The sequence below is a fragment of the Providencia sp. UF-183 genome, from assembly GCF_058246155.1.
In genome coordinates this window covers 71,109-91,966 of the sequence record NZ_JBSICD010000013.1, presented here as the reverse complement: position 1 = coordinate 91,966, position 20,858 = coordinate 71,109, and the positions used below count along the sequence as shown (strand labels likewise).

The window sequence follows — 20,858 nt, the reverse complement described above, 5'->3', positions numbered from 1 at the left end:
ATTATGGCCTCTGAATATATAAAGCAATCAATTAGTCCCAGTTTGGTGCTAAGCCTTCTGGGCTAACTAAACGGTCATTACAATCTAATTTTGCAATCGCCGCTTTATCGTCGCTGTCTAACTGTAATTGTGTTGCTTGCAAGTTACTCAATAAATTTTCACGTTTGGTTGATGATGGAATAACAGAATACCCTTCACCCATTGCCCACGCTAAAATAACCTGAGCCGGTGTTGCATTGTGTTTCTGTGCAATACGCCCAATGACCGCGTCTTTTAATGCTTTACCATAGGCCAATGTCATATAAGAGGTGATATGGATATTGTGCTGTTTAGCCCACTCAACGACTTTTTTATTTTGCAGATAAGGCGATAGTTCGATTTGGTTTGTCGCAATATTTTCTGCACCAACTGCTGCAATCGCTTTTTCCATTAATGGGATGGTGAAATTAGAAATACCAATTTCACGTGTTAACCCTTGTTTTTTTGCTTCCAATAAAGCTTGCATAAACTCTTCAACAGAAACGGCATCATTTGGTGATGGCCAATGCACCAGTGTTAAATCCACATAATCTGTTTGTAAATCACTTAAGCTTTTTTTCAGACTTGGAATAAGTTTATCTTTGCTTAAATTCTCAATCCAAATTTTTGTTGTGATATAAAGCTCACTGCGTGCAACACCGCTTTGTGCAATCGCCTGTCCAACTGCAGCTTCATTCTCATAAATTTGTGCAGTATCAACAGCACGGTAACCAACATCTAATGCATTTTTTACCGAAGCAATCACCACATCATCTTTTAAACGGAATGTACCAACACCAATCATAGGAATAGTCATTATGTTTTCTCTCTTAAATTTGTTCACGTTAAACTTCACAAATAATTATTCAGTTAGCCTATACTCACGAGTTGAAAACTAACCAATAATTACTGAGGCAATTCGAATACCACAGAGAATACGATGGAATAATGCAGAGGAAAATAGCCATAAACTCAATAGACTTTTGCTAAAAAATCAACAATTCCTCTAGTTAATAGCTTTAACTATAAAAATAGCCTTTATAGGCACATCTAGCTAAAATCAGCTTAATAAAATTACCATTTCAGATAATGACACCAAAAAAACAAAGAACAACAATCCATTACTCCGCTTTTTATCTTCATTCTAGTTTGTTAGCCTAAATGCAACTTAGCAATTAACGAATAAGGCAATACAAATGAAAATTCTTCTTCTCAATGGCGGGCAAACATTTGCTCACTCCGCAGGACAACTGAATCGTACCTTACACGATGTAGCCAAAACATGCCTAAGTGAGTTAGGACACACTATCCAGGAAACGCATATTGAATCAGGTTACGATATCGAAAACGAAGTTAAAAAATTTCTTTGGGCAGATACAATCATTTACCAAATGCCAGGCTGGTGGATGATGATGCCTTGGATGGTAAAAAAATATATGGATGATGTTTATACCCTCGGCCATGGCCATTTATATGCAAACGATGGCCGTACTCGCCAAGATCCCAGCAAGCAATACGGTACTGGAGGCCTGCTTCATGGAAGAAAATATATGCTTTCAGTAACTTGGAATGCCCCTATTGATGCATTTGATGAGTTTGATAATTTTTTTGATGGTCGTGGTGTCGATGGCGTTTATTTTGCCTTTCATAAATCACAACAATTCCTCGGATTGAAAAAATATCCAACATTTATGGTTAACGATGTCATTAAAGAACCTAGTATCGAAAAATATATTCTTGATTACAAAAACCACCTTACTCAAATTTTTAAATAAGCTAAAAAAGGAATGCATATGCATTCCTTTTTTATCAATAAAAATAATTTATATTATGCAATTTTACGCATTAACTTCACATCTAATAAATCAACTTTATCTTTTATTCTTTCAATAAATTCTTTTAAATGAGGTGTCTGATTGTGCTTGTCCAATGACTCCTGATCCTGCCATCTTTCAAAAAAAACGAATGTATTTAGATTGTTGTTGTCCTGATGTAATTCATATTGAATGCATCCTTCGTCTCTATTGCTTGGCTCAACAATCGACTTAGTTGCTGATTTCACAAACTCGACCTCATTACTTTTTGCAATTATCGTTGCAATAATTCTTATTTCCGACATAAACTCACCTTATTATAAAAGTAGATAATATTAACTTATCTATTTATAACATAACTCGAAGTTAGAATTTAGACTTTATTATTCTATAATTCAGAAAATACATTTCTAGATTTAATCATATTGTTATATTGCAAAAATAGTGTAACTTTAAAATATAATGCAATAATTTTTATAATTGCATTATATTTTGTTTATCTCACACTGGCGGCTATAGATTAAATTTCATTCAATAATGATGCAATAAATTTTAACCGGTGATCATCGCCACCTTGAGTTACACGGTCGCAATTCATCCATTTACCATTTTTAAGCCCTACTGCTGTCATGCAATGAAAAATGGCATCACTTACTGGATCACCTTCTTTGATGATGAAATCAGTGGGCTCCTCAGACGTTGTCACAACTGTCGTTTTATTGATATCTAACAGTGGTAATAGCTTCTGTTGTTGTTCGTTATAATACCAAGCAAAGTCATTTAACATCACTTTATCAAAGAAACCTTTTAAAATAGCAGGCATTCCCATCCACCAAACAGGGAAAATAACAATTACCTCGGAGCTGACTTTTAGTGTTTCTTGGTATTTGCCCACTAAAGGATCAATAAAGTCGCCTTTTGCGTATAACGCAAGTTCAGCCTCTGTTAAAACAGGGTTGAAGTTATCTGCATGCAAATCGATAAGTTGGTACTCTTTCTTCTTAAGAACTAATTCTTTTTCTATCGTTTCAAGTAGAAAGTGGCAAAAACTTCCGCTCCATGGATGCGCATAAATGATTGTTACCATAAAATCCTATCCTTAACATAAAACTAAATGATATAAAATATTACCCTCATTTTTCTTTTTTTATTGTAACTGATTATAAATAAACACTAATGACAAAACGCAAAGATTATTCATACACTGTACAGATAAAACTAACCAGCGTAGCATGATGAAATCATCATATAGTATGAGGCCGCAATGAAAAATCATATTCAATTAGAAATTAAAGACAGCGAAACCACTTTATCTTACCTCTCAACTAAAATAAGCTTACCGATTGGTCTTAAATATTTTAATGGTTTTAGCTTCCAACACTCTCCTATTACAGCTTATGAGGCTGAAATGGCAATTGAACATGTCGAAAATGCGATTATTCCAGCAAAAAAACAGCTTCCTGATGGTGAAATCTTACTTTTCAGTAATGATAGTAAATTAAACCAGCTCATTGAGAATAAAAATATCTCAGGTAACTTTCTCGCTACTGAAAAAATAGAAATGGCTTTTAATGAATTAGTGAATGTGATTAATGGAAGCCCACTTCATTCAACAAAATTGCCAACGACTAGTGAGTTCAGTGCTTTTTTATTAATTATAAGGGAAATTACCCATCATTGGGGTTTGAATGGTATTACATATAATAGAAAAGAGTGACAAATCCCCTCTATGTCTAGGCTCTAGATTAAACATGCTTGATAAGCTTAAATAGGGCTTAATGTTAATACTCTACACGTTATTCTCAAACAAGTTGGCTGGGCTATTGCTCTTTAAAAAAGGACATATGTCCTTTTTTAAAGAGCAATATCTAAGTATGATCCATCAATAATTTTAAGTATAAGTGGCAATTAAAATGAGAAGAGTAAACTCTACGGAAAAATGTGAAGATTTTATTGCTTATCATAAACTTAATGATATTATTTCTGATGAAACTCTCGAAAAAGCAACGCTTATCCACGTAAAAGCCAAAGAATATTTAATATTTCAAGACAGCCAAATCAATCACCTTTATTTTCTCGTTCAAGGAAAACTACAAGTTGAACGTTATGAGACAAATGGCAACAAAGTGATTTTTTCATTTGAAAATGCATTTTCTATTATTGGTGATTTGGAACTTTTTCAAAATAACAATGAAAGTGACCGTATCTATAATACTATTCAAGCCGTTACAGATTCAGACTTACTTACATTACCCTTATCCATGATCCGGAAAAAAGAAATTTACTCTCCATTATTTCTGCAGTTCATCTGCCAGCACCTTAGCCAAAAGCTGTATAACGCATCACTATTACACTCAAGTGCATCCTACTCTGTTGAATATAAATTAAGGCGCTATCTCGCTTTTGTTGAAAAGCAACATGGCGAGAGCTTTAAGCTAGAAAATCGTGATTCTTTAGCTGCAATGCTTGGGGTATCAGTGCGGCAATTAAACCGTACTCTATCTAAACTCGTCAGTGATAAGTTGATCGAACAAAAAGGTAAACAAATTAAGATCCTCAATACAGAGCAACTCTTAATCACATATCAAGTTTAGATATTTTGTCATGTAAAAGTCACCACAAATCATTGCATTAATAAATCAAAATTCAAGAAATGAGAATTATATTAATGCAATTTAATTTGAGTTAGGTTAGATTCCAAGTAATATTATTGTTACTGGGAATCAAAAATGCCTTTCAATTGGGGATACGTCAAGATTAAAGCAAAGGTTATTGCTAAACATATCCGCCACGCAAAGCTTATCAGCAAAGAACCAAATATCCCGATTATTTACTTACCTGGAATTTTAGGTAGTAAGCTATATGATATTGAAAATAAACGTCTTATCTGGGGAGATTACAACAGCCTTATTCACAAAAATAATTATGAATATGTTGACAGCGCGTCAAATATTGAAGCATCCCAATTACACCGTTTTTCGATTATCCCCGGTATCGTCGATAGCTTAATTACAGCACCACTTAAGCAAGTACTCGAAACGGCTCTTAACTATCGAGATGGCATTGATTTATTCTTTTTAGGCCATGACTGGCGCGCAGACAATCGCCTTCTCGCACAAGAATTATCAAATAAAATCAATCAAATAAAACAAACCCATGGACAAAAACAAAAAATTATCTTGATTGCTCACTCATCATCAAACAGTGCCATTCGCTATTATTTACAATCTGCTAGCCAACATGAACGCGACAGTATTACCAAATGGTATGCATTTGGCCCACCCTGGCAGGGAACGTTCCAATCTTTGCATCTAATCAATTCAGGGTATTACCCTGCGGGAAAATTTTTTTATGGTTTTACCGCAGATGAAATTGCCAGCTGCCCAAGTGCCTTTCAATTATTGCCTGCCTTTGCCAAAATTATAGATAAGCAAGGTAAACCAATTTTAGATTTTGATGTTTATGATGAAAATTGCTGGAAAGAGTTTCATATTGGCCCATACCAGACCACAACGACACAAAACCCTGCACTACGAACACGTGTACAAGAAAAATTAGCCGATAACCTTGCTCAAGCAAAAAACTTTAGCCAATACGTTGCTAGGCGTACACCAAATGAAATCGCTATTGCGCAAACTTGGTTTTTAAGCAATAACCATATCACCGTCAAACAGGCAATATATGATAATGAGCAACTCTATACGGATGCCCTATTGATTCAAAAAGAGTTTCCTCATCTTGCCGATATCGCACTCACAAAAGGTGATGATCATCTTCCCATCGAAGGTTTGTTAGAAGGTTGGCATGACGCCATTATTCAAGCCCCTGAGCAACCACCTTTCGGTCAAAACTATGCCTATATCAATCAGGCTCGTACCCATCGAGGCTTAGTCAGTCATATTCCTAATTTACAGATTTTGGCTTTTGATATTGCCACATTGAATCAACGAGTGACTTATGAATAAGAACGCAATAATCACCGCAGGCACACCATTACCACTTTATTATCGATTCATATCTTCAGTGATCCGCACTGTCTATTACCCTAACTGTACTCTTGTCAACCATACGGCTTCCCCTGCTAACGGGAAACCAACACTCTATTTATGTAGCCACCGCAATAGCGCTTTTGATGGCTATCTACCGCTGAAAATAGCACCTCTCTCTCAAGCTCTAGCATCTATTCAGCTATTAAATAGCCCTATTATGCGGCTGTTTTTTACAGGTATTCCGGTAGTTAGAAAAAAAGATAAAGAACGATTCTCAATCACCGCCAATAGTTTTGAAAACCCGGTTGATGCCGGAGTCGCACATCTCAGAAATGGTGGTGACCTTTCGTTATTTCCAGAAGGAAGCAGTGAATGGGGCTATAAGCCACTACCTTATCAACGTGGTGCTGCGAGGATAGCTCGAACACTTCTAGAAGAAAACATTGAATTTAATGTCATACCTCTGGGGTTGTTTTATGTCATGCCAGACAGATTCGCTAGCCATGCTGAAATTTATGTCGGTAATCCCATTTCTATTGTCAGCAAATTAGATGATGAATCTGGTCGTGATTGGGAAAAACGTATTCATGAACAATTTTCCCAAGAACTGAATGCGGTTTCAGTCAATTGTCAAAATGAAGACATGTTTCAACAAGCAGAGCAATATGCTTATCAGTCACTGCAAAATGGACAATCTTATGCGAGCGCATTTTTAGATTATCAGCAAAACCCAGACTCAATGTTATGTCATAAAATACAATCAACCAGCAACACAGAGGCTTGGCGATGGCTCGGTTTTTGCTTAATGTTTGTTTTCCTTCCTATACTACTTGCCGCTAAGTTCGCCGCATCACGAGCAGATGCCCGCAATACTGTCTCTTTTTTCAAAATACTAGGAGGAAGCATTGCAGGCCTTCTTTGGCTACCTATCTTATTGATTTTCACGCTTTGTTGGCCAACCATATTACTTCCATCACTTATCAGTGCTTTTATAGGTTATAAAATCATTGAAAAAAATGGCTCATCACTATGATAAAACGGAATTTCTCACGCCTGTTTAATATACTTTTTGCTTTGCAGCTTTTATTGATTTTATTACTAGGTAGCTATGGCGTTTACCGTTCTGAATTGGCGGAGGTGCTGATGCCGTCGATCATTGCTGGCGGTTTCTCATGGCTATTATTGATTTTTATTACGCTACGTTCCAAGCAAAATTCTACACGATTTTATTGGCTAGGATTGTTGCAACTCATTGCCTGCTGGTCAATTTTCCCTCTATTTAAAGCAATTCGCATTCACTTTTATACTTGGAGCGCGGATAGCCTCCTATATAACATCGACCGCTTTTTATGGTTGGGCAAAAGTTTACCTGAACGAGCAATTATGCTGCACACGCCATGGCTCAGTGAATTGGTCTCTTTTTGCTATTTCAGTTTCTATTTTCTGATCATCGGCAGTGCGCTATTTTTCTTTTTACAGCGAAATATTCCTGTCGCAACACGATATTTTATGGGTTTAATGCTGATGTACTTCTTTGGATTTATTGGTTATTTTACTTTGCCCGCCGCAGGTCCCTATTTTGCTTACCCCGAGTTATTTACCTACCCCGTTCACAATGGGGCAATGACACTTTTTCTAACCGAAATTGTTGATAAAGGAATAACTGGCATGGACGTTTTCCCAAGCTTACATAGCGGGATCACGCTGTTTATTATTGGTTTTTTATACAAATCAGGCTACCGGAAAATAGCATTGTGCTTAACCCCTTTAGCACTTGGCTTAATCATCGCAACCCTATATCTGCATTATCACTATGGTATTGATGTGCTCCTCGGTGCGGTGCTCTCAATCTTCGTTTTAAATTTCATATTTAAGAATCAAGAAGGTAAAAGATGGAACTAATTTATAATATTAAAGATATTACTGCCGCGGACATCTCAATTAGTGGAGGAAAAGGCGCAAGCCTATCCAAAACAATTCAAGCACTCCCCGTGCCTGATGGGCTTATCTTGTCATGCGAAGCCTATAAGCAATTTATTTCTCCTTTACTACCTCAAATCACCGCCTACCTTGCTCAACATGCGGGTCATGAACAAGATGCCAGTAACGCAATCCGCCAATTGTTACTAGATGCCCCATTACCTGAAAACTTAATTCATTTATTAGCTGAACATCTACATAAGAACCAACTTACTCATGTGCCTCTTGCCGTGCGCTCCTCTGGTACATTAGAAGATATGCCAGGTGCTGCATTTGCTGGCCAACATGACACTATTTTAGGTGTCCGCAGTCTTGATGCATTGCAAAATGCTATCCGCCAGTGTTACGCTTCTTTGTGGCACACCCATGTGATGCTTTACCGTCAACACTTACACTTACCTCATCACCTTGTTTCAATGGCTGTTGTATTACAACGCATGGTCGATGTTCGCGAAAATGAAGCAGCTGGAGTTGCATTTTCAATCGATCCTGTACGTGGTAATTTATCTTCAATTTTGATCAATGCCGCATTTGGGCTTGGTGAAACGGTAGTTGGCGGTGAAGAGCCTGTCGATGAATATCAAGTTGACCGCAGCTCTATGCAAATTTGCCACCAAGAGATTGCAGATAAGCGGCGTGCCATCGTCATGACGGCTGAATCAACGGACATAGTAAAGTTAACCCAGTCCGCAAAAACACAGAGTTCATTAACGGCTAAGCAGTGCCAAGCTGTTGCCGAACTTGCTGTACGCGCAGAGCAATATTTTGACTTCCCTCAGGATATTGAGTGGGCATTTCATGATAACCAACTTTGGTTATTACAGTCTCGAAATGTGACTCAAATTGCCCCCGTGTGGACTCGAGAGGAATCAGCAGAACGTTTTCCTAACCCAATCACTCCACTCACTTGGGATATGTGCGAAGCAGGCTTTCATGCTTCATTGAACTACAGCTTAAATTTAATGGGATTACCTTCATTTAATGGTAAATGGTTTACCATGAAGGATTATTACATCTATGGTAACCAAAACGCGGTGACTTTGTACCATAACCGCTTACCGACATCGATGATGAGCGATCTCCCTACGCTGCTATCTTCTTTACCTGAAATAGCTCGTAAATTTGCTTGGGTTCAAGAGCTTCCGATTACATGGATGCGTGACCTCGATACTTATTTGATAGGTATCGGTGCGCTTAATCATGAGCCTCTACAAGAGAAAAAACTCAGCGAGTTATGGGATTATGTACAACGCATTAATAAATTAGGATCCGATTACTTCTTGCCGAATATCGCTATTTCACTGACACAACGCTCACTTTATGCTGCCCTTATTGCGCTACTGAAAATGTTCCATAAAGGGGATGAACAGTTAGCACATAAAACTTTAGACAGCCTAATAGCCATGTCGGATACCAAAACAGGGCAAGTAAACCAAGAACTTTGGACACTTTCACGTCTAACACGCCAAATGCCAAGTTTATTTGCGCAGCTTAAACAGTTTGAACCAGATACGATAATGCAGACGTTGCAGTCTGAATATCCAGATTTTTTTGCAAAATTAACAACTTTCTTAGTCAATCATGGACATCGTGAAATGGATTTTGATGCCTATCACCCAACATGGTTAGACGCCCCACATATCGTATTGACACAAATCAGTGCTATGTCCGATATTGAAAATGATGAAAAAAACGATAGTGGACTAAGCAAAAAAATAGAACAATCAAAAATTGAATTCGATGTGATTTCTAAATCACCGGAAGAATTACGCTATTTTATGCAAGAACTCATCCGACTTGCGCGAGTTTACACTGCACTTGATGATTTAGAACATTACCAAACCACACGATTAGCACTCCCCATGCGACGAGGCTTGCATGCCCTTGGTGAACGATTAGTGATCCGTGGGGTACTGGATACTCCCTCTGATATCTATTTTGCGAAAGAGCAGCAATTAACAGATGCTGTACAACAAGAAAGTACGTCAGCATTCAGCGAATTGCGTCAACATATTTACACCAATAAAGCGGCTTATCTAGAAGCAAAAGCCACAACGCCACAATGGATTTATGGTGAAGCGATTGAAGAAATTGATGATAACAGCACCCTATTGAAGGGCTTAGCAGGTAGTGCGGGAGTCATTGAAGGCGAGGTATTCTTAGTACATGGAGCCGAAGATTTCTCCCTATTCCCACAAGGTGCAATCCTTGTCGCTCGTACAACTAACCCTGCATGGACTGCGCTATTTTATCGTGCTAGCGGTATCATTACTGAAAGTGGTGGTCCATTATCCCATGGCGCGGTTACAGCCCGAGAGCTCAGCCTACCCGCAGTAATGGGTATCCGCAGAGTGATGAATACACTACAAAATGGCCAACGCGTCCGGGTTGACGGACAAAAAGGTGTAGTTGAACTGTTATAAGTCACATGAAAAATAAGGAAATTTTTCTAACCTATTGCCTGTAATGCAATAATAAAAAAGCCGCAACGATATATGTTGCGGCATTCCAAATACCTTAGCTACCAAACATTACACCAAAAGCAGCCCTAATCTAAAATAAAGACGATTACTTTTTAGTGGCCAAAATCACTGCGGAAGCTTTAATAATCGCAGTCACTTGACTGTTTACCGCAAGACCCATTTCAGCTGTGCTATTATTTGTAACCACAGCTGATAATAATGTTCCTGCATCAGTTTTTAAGTTCACAACTGAGTTTACACTGCCTTTCTCAATAGATTCGACTTTACCACTAAATTGGTTACGCGCAGAGAACTGGTACTCTTGCGCATCAGAAACAAGGACAACCCAAGGCGCTTTAATTACAGCAACAGCTTGTTTACCTTTTTCTAATCCTAACTGTTTAGTACTGTTTTTCGTGATGATTGCCGCAATGCTCTCTCCATTGCCTAAATCTAAAATAACTTCATCATTGACAGAACCCACAACAACAGACTCAACAACACCTGTAAGTTGATTTCTTGCAGAAATAGTCATATTACGTCCTTAGTCATTATTAATTATTTGAATGATAAACTTTAGCGTTATATTTTTTCAACCACCACGCCAAAAGACTTACAAATAATACCGTAAATCATAAAAGCATTTCTATGATATTAATACATATGATAACGGCTAACTAAAACAAATTCCTTAAATCATATTACTATATGATTTGAAATAGTTTTTAGGCCACACTTAGCCACTTACTTTGAATAGAGGATTATCCTTTTTATTATCATGTGTATGGCCATCATCAGAGCTATGTCCCCGACGCTCTGGTACAACAATATATTTTTTTTCACATTGAGTTAGAAATTGTACTGACTTTGTCCTTCCCGTTTTATAATTAAGCCAGAATACCGTAATCGTTTTCTGTGAAGGCGAAATAATTTCTACAATACGCTGATCTTCATGAAAAAAATCACCTTTATTTAGTGTTACATCAAAATCTTTTATTGTTGTTATTTTACGTGTTACGTCGCTTTTTTCTAATTGATAGCCTTTGTATTCACCAAGTTCAAAATCAAGAATGTTGATTGAGTTATCAAACATATACACTCTTGCTTTTGGTGCTGCAGTTTCAAATGTTAAATTACCATTTCTGTCTCGTGATATTTGATTAATTGACTGGTCAATATCACAGTCATACACTAGTGTGGAGTTAGGTGCTTGGCATCCGACTAAAACCATTACCGTGGCTAATAAAAATCCTATTTTTTTCATTTCAATCCCTGTGTTTAATAAGACGTAAAATTTAGTTTAGTATAAGCATTGTTAAATCAAAGCTGAAATTTTAAGCGTAAGGAAATGTTTTTATTTAAACTGGTACCTTTATATTTATAAAAAGTGGCACTTTTATCAAACCACAATTCACCTATATTAATGTTATTGTGTTTTTTAAAGGTATCCTGTTTATGCAAATAGAAAATGAATTTGGTCAGCCTGTTGGTCGGCTAATTCCAAATTGGTCCCCCCGCCAATTGCCTCAACGAATTCAACTAAATGGTAAGCATTGTCGAATCGAACCCCTTAATGCTTCACACGCGAAAGCCCTGTATCAATCTTTTTCTCAGTCTCCAGACAAACGCAGTTGGACTTGGCTATCCGATGAAGCACCGCAAAATTTCGAACAATATAAAAATTGGGTTCTTGACGCTTCACAGAAAAACGATCCCTTGTTTTTTACTATTATTAATAAGCAAAATGACACTGCTATTGGCGTATTTTCATTAATGAGAATAGATGCAAACAATGGAGTTGTTGAAGTCGGTCATGTTCATTTTTCCAGCTTGCTTAGTGGCACAATTATGTCAACCGAAGCCCATTGGTTATTAATGCAATACATCTTTAATTCATTGGGTTATAGACGCTATGAATGGAAATGTAATAGCCTAAATAACCCGTCCCACCAAGCTGCATTACGTTTGGGCTTTTATTACGAGGGGCGGTTCCGTAATGCGCTTGTGACGAAGGGGCGAAATCGAGATACCGATTGGTTTTCAATTATTGATAGTGAATGGCCAATGGTAAACGAAGCATTACAAACTTGGTTATCAGACACTAACCACCACAATGGTAAGCAAATTAAATCCCTTTCAACTATTCGGAAAAGTTTATTATTAGTGGAAAGCTAACCTGAATAGCCCCAAACTCGGGGGCTATTCCAATAATAAAACTACACAAAATTTGGCCCAATCACATCAATACAATCTGTACAAATGGCATCGACCCCCCACTGTAAAAGCTGAGTAGCGCGAACAGGATCATTCACGGTATAAACTAAAATGCGTAAACCCGCCTGTTTGAGCATTTTCACACGCGAACTATCTAGAAGTTGATGGTTTAAATGAATAGAAACACAGCCCAGTTTTGTTGTTAATTGTTGCCAATCATCGCGCCACTCATCAAGTAACAAACCCCTTGGTAACTCAGGTACCGTTTTTTGTGCCGCTTCTAACGACTCTATTGAAAATGACGATAATAATGGTGCCGTTTGCCCAGTCCAAAGCTCCCGAGCTGCCAATGAAACCAACGTGCCTGTCTCAATTTCTAGGCCTGTTGTTGGCTTAATCTCGATATTCACCATCATGCCATATTGCCGGCAACGCTCCGCAACTTGCTCAAGAGAAGGTAAGTGCTCACCTGCAAACTCGGGGCTATACCAACTTCCGGCATCAATAGTGAGTAATTGCTCCCAGCTCTGTTGTCCAGCAATGCCAGCACCATCACTCGTTCTTTCTAGTGTATCGTCGTGCAACAGAAAAATTTGCCCATCGATGGAGAGCTTTGCATCAAACTCAATCATTGTATGCCCAAAGCGCGCACCAACATCAATTGCGGCTAAGGTATTTTCAGGAGCAAGCTTACCGCCACCGCGGTGTGCGACAATATGCGGGTAAGGCCAATTACTCATAAACGGTATCCCTGTTGGCTATCGAAAAAATGTAGGTGGTCATCTGAAAAACTGAGATTCAGAACCGTCCCTACCGGTGGACGAAATTCGTGACTAAGGCGAACAACCACTTTTTGTGAGGCAATGCGCCCATGCACTAAATTATCTGCGCCAAGCATTTCAAGATTTTCGACCACCAGCGGTATTCCTTCCGCTGTTTTCGAAACCCATTCTATATGCTCAGGCCGTATCCCTAACGTTATCGTACTCCCAGCCCACTGTAAATATTGGCGATTCAGCGGTATCGTCCCCCCTGAACTAAATGTAAAAAACGCCCCATCCTCGCTAACTTTGCCCTCAAATAGGTTCATGGCTGGTGAGCCGATAAAACTAGCCACAAAACGACTCGCTGGCCTCTCATAAACCTCAATAGGCGTACCAATTTGCTCCACAACACCCTTATTCATCACCATCACGCGTTGAGCCAATGTCATCGCCTCTACTTGGTCGTGTGTTACATACAAACTGGTTGTTTTAAGCCTTTGATGAAGATGTTGTAGTTCTAGTCGCATTTGTACACGTAATTTAGCATCTAAGTTAGATAGTGGCTCATCAAATAAAAACACCGCTGGGTCGCGCACTATTGCACGCCCCATGGCAACACGTTGGCGTTGTCCACCTGACAATTCACGCGGTCGGCGTTGCAACAAACCATCTAGTTCTAATATACGGGCAGCCTCTTCAACTTTTTTGCGAATTTGTTCTTTACCTAATCCTCTGATTTTTAACCCCCAAGCCATGTTCTCTTCAACACTCATATGCGGGTACAGTGCATAATTTTGAAAGACCATTGCGATACCACGCTCTTTAGGCTCTAAATTTGTCACTCGTTGCTGGTCAATCCAAATATCACCGCTGGTAACTCGCTCAAGACCTGCAACCATGCGCAGTAGCGTTGATTTTCCACAACCAGATGGACCAACCATCACAATAAACTCGCCATCTGCGACATCAACAGTTAATGGCTTGATGACTTGGGTTTTACCATCCCAACTTTTGCTAACGGCTTGTAATTTTAACTCTGCCATAACTTATTTCTCGCTATCAACCAAGCCACGCACAAATGCTCTTTGCATGACTAAAACAATAATTACAGGTGGAATTAATGTCAGCAGCATTGCTGCCATAACTTGGTTCCATTGTGTCGTGCCTTCTCCCGAAGCAATCATGCCCTTTATTCCTGCAACCGCCGTCCCTAAGTCAAGGTCAGTAATAATCAATAAAGGCCATAGGTATTGATTCCAACCATAAATAAAGGTGATCACAAATAAAGCCGCAAGATTCGTTTTTGAGAGCGGCAATACAATATCGAAGAAAAAGCGCATCGGTGTTGCACCATCAATACGAGCCGCTTCCATAAGTTCATCGGGGAGCGTCATAAAAAACTGACGAAATAAAAAAGTGGCAGTGGCAGAGGCCATGAGTGGCAACGTTAGGCCTGAATAGCTATCAAACATATTCAAGTTAGAAATCACGTCTATTGTAGGAAAAATACGCACCTCTACAGGAAGCATTAATGTAATAAAAATCATCCAAAAAAACAGGTTACGAAATGGGAAACGGAACCAAACAATGGCAAAAGCAGATAACATTGAAACGGTAATTTTTCCGATAGTGATCACCAAAGCCATCAATGTACTATTCGCTAACATCACCCAAAAAGGCGCACTGTTCGCTGCCACCCCATGGTTCCAAATATAGCTTAAGTTATCCCACAAATGGCTACCGGGGATCAGCGTAATCGGTGATTCAAATACGGCTTGGTTATCTAAAGTAGCAGCAACAAAGGCCACATAAAGTGGGAATAAAATAACTACCGTGCCTAAAATAAGCATGATATGGCTAAAAATCGTTAACCCTTGGCGCTGTTCAATCATTGATAACGCACCTTACGTTCAATAAAACGAAATTGAATAATGGTTAAAATCACCACTAATAACATTAAAATGACAGATTGAGCCGCAGAGGATGATAAATCTAATCCTGAGAAGCCTTCTCTATATATCTTATAAATCAATGTCGTTGTGGCTTGGATTGGTCCGCCCCCCGTTGCCGCATCAATAATCGGAAATGTGTCAAAAAAGGCGTATACCAAATTGACGACTAATAAAAAGAAACTTACGGGTGTAATCAAAGGTAATGAAACACTGAAAAAACGACGAATAGGCCCTGCGCCATCAATAGCGGCAGCTTCCATCAAAGAACGCGGAATGGATTGTAAAGCGGCAAAGAAAAACAAAAAGTTGTAACTGATTTGCTTCCAAACAGAAGCGAGAACGACCAAAAACATTGCTTGCCCACTGTGCTGAGCATAGTTCCAATCATATCCTATTGACTCTAATGCATAGGTGATTAACCCTCGACCTGGGCTGAATAAAAACATCCATAAAACAGCGGCAATAGCTGGAGCTACTGCATAGGGTAATAACATCAATGTTTGATAAAAACGACTACCTCGAATGACATAATCTACCAAGGCGGCAAAAAACAATGATACAAGCAACCCACACCCTGCAACTAATCCACTAAACACCATCGTGGTATAAAATGAATCAAGGTAATAGCTATCTTGGAATAACTGAATGAAGTTATCTAGTCCAACAAATTCACTCGAAAAACCAAATGGATCAATATTTTGCAGTGAATACCATAATGCTTGAATCGCTGGCCAAATAAAAAAGATAATGGTAATCAATAGCTGAGGTAGAACAAGGGCATAAGGAAGCCAACTTGAACGAAAAACAGGTCGTGAAGAAGACATAAAAACACTCGGTTAAGTTGCATAATTGCCTCTCCTTGAATAAAGAGGCAATAGTGTCTGTCAGTTATTGCTGCGTTGATTTTTCAAAGCGGCGTAATAATTGATTACCTCGGTCAACTGCGGTATCTAAAGCCTGTTGGGGCGTTTTTTTCCCTGACCAAACCGATTCTAATTCTTCATCTACAATGGTACGAATTTGAGGCATATTCCCTAAACGCAAGCCTTTGGTGTAGGCCAAAGGAGGCTTATTTAGCATCTGGCGAGTCGCAATATCTGCACCTGGGTTTTTATCATAATAACCCGATTCACGGCTTAAATTATAAGCTGCCGTTGTTATCGGCAAATAACCCGTTTTTTGGTGCCACTGAGCTGCATTTTCAGGTTTAGCTAAGAACTGCATAAACTCGGCAACCCCTTTATATGTTGCAGGGTCTTTTCCTGCCATCACCCATAAACTGGCTCCACCGATAATGGCATTTTGCGGTGCTCCCTCCACTTCGGCGTCATAAGGCATCATGCCAACACCAAAATCAAATTTGGCATGCTTGCGAATATTCGCGAGTGAGCCTGAAGAAGCGGTAATGATGGCACAATCGCCGTTGTAGAATTTTTCTGTGGATTCATCTTTACGGCCTAAGTAGCTGAAATCGCCTTTTTTATTCATTTCTTGCAACAAAGCGATATGCTTAACTTGTGTTGGCTGATTAAATTCTAAAACAGCATCTACCCCATCAAACCCATTATTTTTTGACGCAATAGGTTTACCATGCCAAGCACTAAAGTTTTCAATTTGGATCCAACCTTGCCAGCCACTGGCATAACCACATTTCATACCAGACTCACGTAGCTTTGCCGTATAAGCCGCCATATCTTGCCATGTTTTTGGCGGCTCATCTGGATTTAAGCCTGCTTTTTTGAAGGCTTCTTTGTTGTAATACAAAACAGGCGTTGAGCTATTAAACGGCTGGGATAGCAGATGCCCTGTTTTTGCATCACTGTAATAACCCGAAACGGTTGGCACAAACTGAGACTCATCAAATGCAATACCTGCATCTTGGAAAACTTCATAAACTGGCTTAATCGCCTTAGATGCCATCATCGTTGCCGTGCCAACTTCATAAACCTGCAAAATCGCAGGGGCATTGCCTGAACGAAAAGCAGCAATACCCGCCGCAAGGCTTTGCTCATAATTGCCTTTATATACAGGCATAATTTTATAATCTGGGTGTGTTTTATTAAACTCAGTGGCTAACGCATTAACCTCTTCACCAAGTTCCCCTTCCATGGAATGCCAGAATGGAATTTCGGTAGCGGCGATGGCTTGGCCAGCAAACAATAAACTGAATACTGTCGCTAACGCTGAATGTTGTAACGGTGTCATTCTATTTATCTCGCTTTCTGTTGAATTACGCTGAGACTTGCATCAAATGTGCGAAATCACGCAGTTTATGTTCGAGATAGAATGTACCAGTGGGGAATGACAGAAATATAACTCGCGGATGACAGAATAATGACAGAAATGTCTCTAAAGCATGATGAATAAATGACAAGCTATTGAAAAATAAAAGACGGCATTCATCATTTACACCGTCTTACTCAACCTTTAAATTACAAATTTATATCGAAAATTAACGTTCTTCACTAATCACAATAAAAACACACTCGCCATAGTCAGTAGATTGCAGTTGAATTTTCTCTTTACCTAAAATGCGAGCATGGCTTCCCATTGGCATACTCTGCCCTTGGCAAGTGATACTGCCATCTGTCACATACAAAAGTGCTTTCTGATGGGCTTCAATAGTGAAATTTAAGGCTTTTTCTTTAACTTTAACACGGTAAACCGATGCCCCCGCATTGAATATAATCGTTGGAAAATCTTCCATTGACTGGTTTTTAGGGGTATCACTTGCAACAGGGTAAAACGTTTCACTCCAAAGTTTTGGGGGATAGTTTCTCACTTCGTGTTGAGGCTCAGCATTTTGCTTTTTAGGCATAAACCAAATACCAAGATACCTCGCGGGTGTATCTGTATAGTTATGATTTGAACGTGCGTAACCTGAACCCGCAGTGATGCGCTGCACACTATTATCAGTCAACACTAAATGATTATTCAGACTGTCTTTATGGGTTAGCTCGCCCTTTATCACAATAAAAATTTGTTCTAAATTTTGATGTGGATGCATGTCATAACCACAATTCGGTGCGATCGTGTAGTCATTTATTAATAAAATATTGCCAAAATAGTTGCTCAAATCTTGGCTGGTTCTTGCAAGATCGTGCGTCGAATTCGCAGGAAAAAGACAATATACTTGGCTCCAACCATGATTAACATAATAACGTTGCTGAGCATCAATAATCGTAATCATTAAATCCCCTTCACTCCCCATCAAAATAACTAACTATCAGTATTTGCTGTGCTATTTTGTAAACTTCGCCCTTCATATGAACGCCATAATCCAGATATTGAACCAACTAGTGGGACAAAAAGTGTTTGGTTCATATCGAGGACGATAGGTTCGTAGCTTGGATTATCTGACACGCAGATGAGCATGTTATCTTTTACATGGCAGCGCTTCAGTGATAATCCAATTTCATCTATTTCACTCATACGAACAGCAAAAATTTCTTTAAAAGGAACAGTTTGTAAAAATGTATGCGACACGAATGCGGGTTGAATAAACACAATATCCCCCACTAACAATTCGCTATGCATGCTGTCATCTTCAATTAACAACGCATAAGGACGCTGAAACGTCACTTTATTCGCATCATCATGTTGAGCCTTAAACCACCCTTTAGGTTTTTGTCCATGCTTATGTGTTGCGATATGCGGCAAAGATGAATAAAGCGGGATCCAACTATATGCGTTATCCTTCGGTGGCTCCTCACCTTGATAAAACTCCGGTTTTCCATTGCGAAGTCCAGGTGTATGGATGGTGGATGTTTCTTCTGCCCCAAGCAAATAATCAATGGAAACATGCAAATTTTTAGCCATTTTCAACAAAATATCATAGCCTGGCTCACTTCTACCTTTAATGTAGTTGTTTAGCCTTGCTCGCGTAATACCTGTTTCTGTCGCAAACTGACTTTGTGAAAGTTTCCGCTCTATAATTAATTTGTTAAGCCTTTCATTAAAAGACACATTCACTCCAATTCAGAGAGTTAAATTAAAATCTAATTAACCTGTTAAACCGCCAGTTGAGTATTCCACTCAAGCTTAAATAATCAGTTTTACTGATCTCACCATACCGCATCCTAAATAAAACCGTCAACAAATTGTGTACATTATAATTTTTTCTGTGATGAAAATAGCAATCCGCTTGGATTTTTTTAAAAGATTATCCAACGTATCGACAATAAATTCATTTTTAGACTTCAATCACATCCTTTAACAAAAAATACATGTAACTTGTACTTGAAGGTTAATTAAGTATCCGATTTGTGTACATAAAAATAAAATACAACTCAGTATAAATAAAATGAGGTAGGTATGGTTTCATTTTGGTTACAGCTAGCAATTATTCTTGCCGCCATCGTCATTGGAGCTAGAATTAGTGGGATAGGCATTGGCATAGCCGGCGGTTTTGGGCTGACCTGCTTAGCATTTATCTTTCATCTTAAACCCAGCTCACCCCCGATAGATGTACTATTAATCATTGCTGCATTAGTGACTATTGTCAGTGTATTGCAGGCTGCGGGAGGAATGGACTACTTGGTAAGCCTAGCAGAAGGGTTACTCCGGAAAAATCCAAATCATATTACCATCATCGGTCCAATTGTCGCCTATTTGTTTACAATCTTGGCGGGTACAGCATATGTCTCTTTATCGTTATACCCTGTAATTGCGGAAGTCGCCCTAGAAGCCAAAGTTCGACCTGAACGCCCGATATCAGCGGCATTAATTGCTGCTAAGTTCGGTATTACAAGTAGCCCAATGAGTGCAGCAACAGCAGCAATGCTCGCTATCGTCGCTTCCCACGATATTACAATCACACAAATATTATTGGTGTGTATCCCTTCAGGGATCGTCGCCACATTAGTCGCCTCTCTAGTCGTTTACAAACGAGGGCTCGAACTCGCTGATGATCCTGAATTTCAACGCCGCCTAGCGTCAGGTGAAATTGTTTTAGCTCCTCATAAAGAAAAAAGCGAAATCAGCCGTTCTGCAAAAATTTCTGTCTTATTATTCGGCGCTGCTATTTTGTTAGTGGTCATTTTCGGCACCTTTAACTCACTACTCCCAACATGGGAGTCGGGCGGAAAGGTCGTGACATTAAGCGTTCCACATACCATTGAAATGCTAATGCTGGGAACATCATTACTGATTGTATTGGTATGCGGTGTTAAATCATCAAAAATTGCAGCGGCATCAACATTCCGTGCAGGAATGGTTGGATTTATTGCGATTTTTGGGGTGGCTTGGATGACTGATACCTTCTTTATGGAGCATAAAGGAATTTTCATTGAAACCTTTGCTGACATAGTAAAAGCCCACCCTTGGCTATTCGCCGTCGCACTTTTCATGATGGCAGCCATGTTATTTAGCCAAGGTGCCGCCGTTGTCGCTCTCATGCCTCTTGGCCTCTCTTTAGATATCCCTGCGCCTTATCTTGTTGCCATGTTTGCAGCAGTTAACGGCACCTTTTTCTTCCCTGCAACGGGAACCACAGTTGGGGCAATGTCATTCGACAGAACGGGCACAACTAAAATCGGAAAATACGTTCTTAATCATAGCTTTATGCTACCCGGCCTTGTCGCAACAGTAACAGCCATTCTCATGGGTTTTGCCATAAGCTACTTTGTTTTTTAAAAATCAATTAATTAAATGAATGATAGGAAAG

21 protein-coding genes are annotated in these 20,858 nt (G+C 39.1%); 9 read left to right on the top strand and 12 right to left on the bottom strand.

The features are described 5' to 3' along the window. Positions 1 to 31 precede the first annotated feature (31 nt). Complete coding sequence (gene dkgB, locus AC4IFT_RS13410; RefSeq protein ID WP_490735547.1) at positions 32 to 835, bottom strand: 2,5-didehydrogluconate reductase DkgB; 804 nt, start codon at positions 833 to 835, stop codon at positions 32 to 34. Positions 836 to 1,214: 379 nt separating this feature from the next. Here dkgB and AC4IFT_RS13405 point away from each other — a divergent pair, with 379 nt between their 5' ends. Further along, a complete protein-coding gene (locus AC4IFT_RS13405) occupies positions 1,215 to 1,793 on the top strand; it encodes an NAD(P)H-dependent oxidoreductase (protein ID WP_490735549.1) in 579 nt (192 codons plus the stop codon). Positions 1,794 to 1,846: 53 nt separating this feature from the next. Here AC4IFT_RS13405 and AC4IFT_RS13400 read toward each other — a convergent pair whose 3' ends face one another. Together AC4IFT_RS13400 and AC4IFT_RS13395 are read right to left on the bottom strand one after the other, a co-directional pair. Next, positions 1,847 to 2,137 (bottom strand): putative quinol monooxygenase, encoded by a 291-nt coding sequence (locus AC4IFT_RS13400; RefSeq protein WP_490735551.1) that lies wholly within the window; start codon positions 2,135 to 2,137, stop codon positions 1,847 to 1,849. Between the two features lie 215 nt (positions 2,138 to 2,352). Next, the gene (locus tag AC4IFT_RS13395; protein WP_490751562.1) at positions 2,353 to 2,919 is read right to left on the bottom strand and encodes an NAD(P)H-dependent oxidoreductase; all 567 of its coding nucleotides are present in this window, start codon (positions 2,917 to 2,919) and stop codon (positions 2,353 to 2,355) included. 177 nt (positions 2,920 to 3,096) lie between these two features. Between AC4IFT_RS13395 and AC4IFT_RS13390 the strand changes: the two genes are divergently transcribed. From AC4IFT_RS13390 to AC4IFT_RS13365, 6 genes are all read left to right on the top strand, one after another. Beyond that, positions 3,097 to 3,549: a hypothetical protein gene (locus AC4IFT_RS13390; protein ID WP_490735555.1), complete on the top strand. Its 453-nt coding sequence runs from the start codon at positions 3,097 to 3,099 to the stop codon at positions 3,547 to 3,549. A 196-nt stretch (positions 3,550 to 3,745) separates the two neighbouring features. Continuing rightward, complete coding sequence (locus AC4IFT_RS13385; protein ID WP_490751561.1) at positions 3,746 to 4,426, top strand: Crp/Fnr family transcriptional regulator; 681 nt, start codon at positions 3,746 to 3,748, stop codon at positions 4,424 to 4,426. A 135-nt stretch (positions 4,427 to 4,561) separates the two neighbouring features. Further along, positions 4,562 to 5,797 (top strand): esterase/lipase family protein, encoded by a 1,236-nt coding sequence (locus AC4IFT_RS13380; RefSeq protein WP_490735558.1) that lies wholly within the window; start codon positions 4,562 to 4,564, stop codon positions 5,795 to 5,797. Further along, positions 5,790 to 6,854, top strand: a complete 1,065-nt coding sequence (locus tag AC4IFT_RS13375; protein ID WP_490735560.1) for a lysophospholipid acyltransferase family protein — start codon at positions 5,790 to 5,792, stop codon at positions 6,852 to 6,854. The genes AC4IFT_RS13380 and AC4IFT_RS13375 overlap by 8 nt, the downstream gene beginning before the upstream one ends. Then, positions 6,851 to 7,723, top strand: coding sequence for a phosphatase PAP2 family protein (locus tag AC4IFT_RS13370; RefSeq protein ID WP_490735562.1), 873 nt, complete (start codon positions 6,851 to 6,853; stop codon positions 7,721 to 7,723). Before AC4IFT_RS13375 ends, AC4IFT_RS13370 begins: the two co-directional genes overlap by 4 nt. Next, positions 7,714 to 10,224, top strand: coding sequence for a PEP/pyruvate-binding domain-containing protein (locus AC4IFT_RS13365; protein ID WP_490751560.1), 2,511 nt, complete (start codon positions 7,714 to 7,716; stop codon positions 10,222 to 10,224). The genes AC4IFT_RS13370 and AC4IFT_RS13365 overlap by 10 nt, the downstream gene beginning before the upstream one ends. A gap of 145 nt (positions 10,225 to 10,369) precedes the next feature. Here AC4IFT_RS13365 and AC4IFT_RS13360 read toward each other — a convergent pair whose 3' ends face one another. Together AC4IFT_RS13360 and AC4IFT_RS13355 are read right to left on the bottom strand one after the other, a co-directional pair. Beyond that, complete coding sequence (locus tag AC4IFT_RS13360) at positions 10,370 to 10,798, bottom strand: TOBE domain-containing protein (RefSeq protein ID WP_490735566.1); 429 nt, start codon at positions 10,796 to 10,798, stop codon at positions 10,370 to 10,372. Between the two features lie 201 nt (positions 10,799 to 10,999). Then, entirely contained in the window at positions 11,000 to 11,527 is a 528-nt protein-coding gene (locus AC4IFT_RS13355) for a hypothetical protein (RefSeq protein ID WP_490735568.1), read from the bottom strand. Between the two features lie 191 nt (positions 11,528 to 11,718). Here AC4IFT_RS13355 and AC4IFT_RS13350 point away from each other — a divergent pair, with 191 nt between their 5' ends. After that, a complete protein-coding gene (locus AC4IFT_RS13350; protein WP_490751559.1) occupies positions 11,719 to 12,438 on the top strand; it encodes a GNAT family N-acetyltransferase in 720 nt (239 codons plus the stop codon). 41 nt (positions 12,439 to 12,479) lie between these two features. Here the strand turns inward: AC4IFT_RS13350 and ugpQ are convergent, their stop codons facing one another. The 7 genes from ugpQ to AC4IFT_RS13315 all read right to left on the bottom strand — a co-directional run bounded on the left by ugpQ (position 12,480) and on the right by AC4IFT_RS13315 (position 19,159). Further along, entirely contained in the window at positions 12,480 to 13,217 is a 738-nt protein-coding gene (ugpQ, locus tag AC4IFT_RS13345) for a glycerophosphodiester phosphodiesterase (RefSeq protein WP_490751558.1), read from the bottom strand. After that, positions 13,214 to 14,284 carry a sn-glycerol-3-phosphate import ATP-binding protein UgpC gene (locus AC4IFT_RS13340; protein ID WP_490751557.1) on the bottom strand — a complete coding sequence of 357 codons (1,071 nt, stop codon included), beginning with the start codon at positions 14,282 to 14,284 and terminating at the stop codon, positions 13,214 to 13,216. The genes ugpQ and AC4IFT_RS13340 overlap by 4 nt, the downstream gene beginning before the upstream one ends. Before the next feature lie 3 nt (positions 14,285 to 14,287). Further along, positions 14,288 to 15,133 (bottom strand): sn-glycerol-3-phosphate ABC transporter permease UgpE, encoded by an 846-nt coding sequence (ugpE, locus tag AC4IFT_RS13335; protein ID WP_490751556.1) that lies wholly within the window; start codon positions 15,131 to 15,133, stop codon positions 14,288 to 14,290. Further along, positions 15,130 to 16,017 (bottom strand): sn-glycerol-3-phosphate ABC transporter permease UgpA, encoded by an 888-nt coding sequence (gene ugpA, locus AC4IFT_RS13330; protein WP_490735578.1) that lies wholly within the window; start codon positions 16,015 to 16,017, stop codon positions 15,130 to 15,132. The genes ugpE and ugpA overlap by 4 nt, the downstream gene beginning before the upstream one ends. 64 nt (positions 16,018 to 16,081) lie before the next feature. Beyond that, entirely contained in the window at positions 16,082 to 17,398 is a 1,317-nt protein-coding gene (ugpB, locus tag AC4IFT_RS13325) for a sn-glycerol-3-phosphate ABC transporter substrate-binding protein UgpB (RefSeq protein WP_490735580.1), read from the bottom strand. Positions 17,399 to 17,645: 247 nt separating this feature from the next. Next, positions 17,646 to 18,383, bottom strand: coding sequence for a pirin family protein (locus AC4IFT_RS13320; RefSeq protein ID WP_375083602.1), 738 nt, complete (start codon positions 18,381 to 18,383; stop codon positions 17,646 to 17,648). Positions 18,384 to 18,412: 29 nt separating this feature from the next. After that, positions 18,413 to 19,159, bottom strand: a complete 747-nt coding sequence (locus AC4IFT_RS13315) for an XRE family transcriptional regulator (RefSeq protein ID WP_490751555.1) — start codon at positions 19,157 to 19,159, stop codon at positions 18,413 to 18,415. 348 nt (positions 19,160 to 19,507) lie between these two features. Between AC4IFT_RS13315 and AC4IFT_RS13310 the strand changes: the two genes are divergently transcribed. After that, a complete protein-coding gene (locus AC4IFT_RS13310; protein ID WP_349415301.1) occupies positions 19,508 to 20,827 on the top strand; it encodes an anaerobic C4-dicarboxylate transporter family protein in 1,320 nt (439 codons plus the stop codon). The last annotated feature ends 31 nt before the right edge of the window (positions 20,828 to 20,858 follow it).

Coding starts and splice junctions, on each gene's coding strand:
- AC4IFT_RS13310 (WP_349415301.1), top strand. CDS start 19,508: ATGGTTTCATTTTGGTTACAGCTAGCAATTATTCTTGCCGCCATCGTC.
- ugpQ (WP_490751558.1), bottom strand. CDS start 13,217: ATGAGTAATTGGCCTTACCCGCATATTGTCGCACACCGCGGTGGCGGT.
- ugpA (WP_490735578.1), bottom strand. CDS start 16,017: ATGTCTTCTTCACGACCTGTTTTTCGTTCAAGTTGGCTTCCTTATGCC.
- AC4IFT_RS13350 (WP_490751559.1), top strand. CDS start 11,719: ATGCAAATAGAAAATGAATTTGGTCAGCCTGTTGGTCGGCTAATTCCA.
- ugpB (WP_490735580.1), bottom strand. CDS start 17,398: ATGACACCGTTACAACATTCAGCGTTAGCGACAGTATTCAGTTTATTG.
- AC4IFT_RS13370 (WP_490735562.1), top strand. CDS start 6,851: ATGATAAAACGGAATTTCTCACGCCTGTTTAATATACTTTTTGCTTTG.
- ugpE (WP_490751556.1), bottom strand. CDS start 15,133: ATGATTGAACAGCGCCAAGGGTTAACGATTTTTAGCCATATCATGCTT.
- AC4IFT_RS13385 (WP_490751561.1), top strand. CDS start 3,746: ATGAGAAGAGTAAACTCTACGGAAAAATGTGAAGATTTTATTGCTTAT.
- AC4IFT_RS13405 (WP_490735549.1), top strand. CDS start 1,215: ATGAAAATTCTTCTTCTCAATGGCGGGCAAACATTTGCTCACTCCGCA.
- AC4IFT_RS13375 (WP_490735560.1), top strand. CDS start 5,790: ATGAATAAGAACGCAATAATCACCGCAGGCACACCATTACCACTTTAT.
- AC4IFT_RS13395 (WP_490751562.1), bottom strand. CDS start 2,919: ATGGTAACAATCATTTATGCGCATCCATGGAGCGGAAGTTTTTGCCAC.
- AC4IFT_RS13365 (WP_490751560.1), top strand. CDS start 7,714: ATGGAACTAATTTATAATATTAAAGATATTACTGCCGCGGACATCTCA.
- AC4IFT_RS13360 (WP_490735566.1), bottom strand. CDS start 10,798: ATGACTATTTCTGCAAGAAATCAACTTACAGGTGTTGTTGAGTCTGTT.
- AC4IFT_RS13340 (WP_490751557.1), bottom strand. CDS start 14,284: ATGGCAGAGTTAAAATTACAAGCCGTTAGCAAAAGTTGGGATGGTAAA.
- AC4IFT_RS13390 (WP_490735555.1), top strand. CDS start 3,097: ATGAAAAATCATATTCAATTAGAAATTAAAGACAGCGAAACCACTTTA.
- AC4IFT_RS13380 (WP_490735558.1), top strand. CDS start 4,562: ATGCCTTTCAATTGGGGATACGTCAAGATTAAAGCAAAGGTTATTGCT.
- AC4IFT_RS13355 (WP_490735568.1), bottom strand. CDS start 11,527: ATGAAAAAAATAGGATTTTTATTAGCCACGGTAATGGTTTTAGTCGGA.
- AC4IFT_RS13320 (WP_375083602.1), bottom strand. CDS start 18,383: ATGATTACGATTATTGATGCTCAGCAACGTTATTATGTTAATCATGGT.
- AC4IFT_RS13400 (WP_490735551.1), bottom strand. CDS start 2,137: ATGTCGGAAATAAGAATTATTGCAACGATAATTGCAAAAAGTAATGAG.
- dkgB (WP_490735547.1), bottom strand. CDS start 835: ATGACTATTCCTATGATTGGTGTTGGTACATTCCGTTTAAAAGATGAT.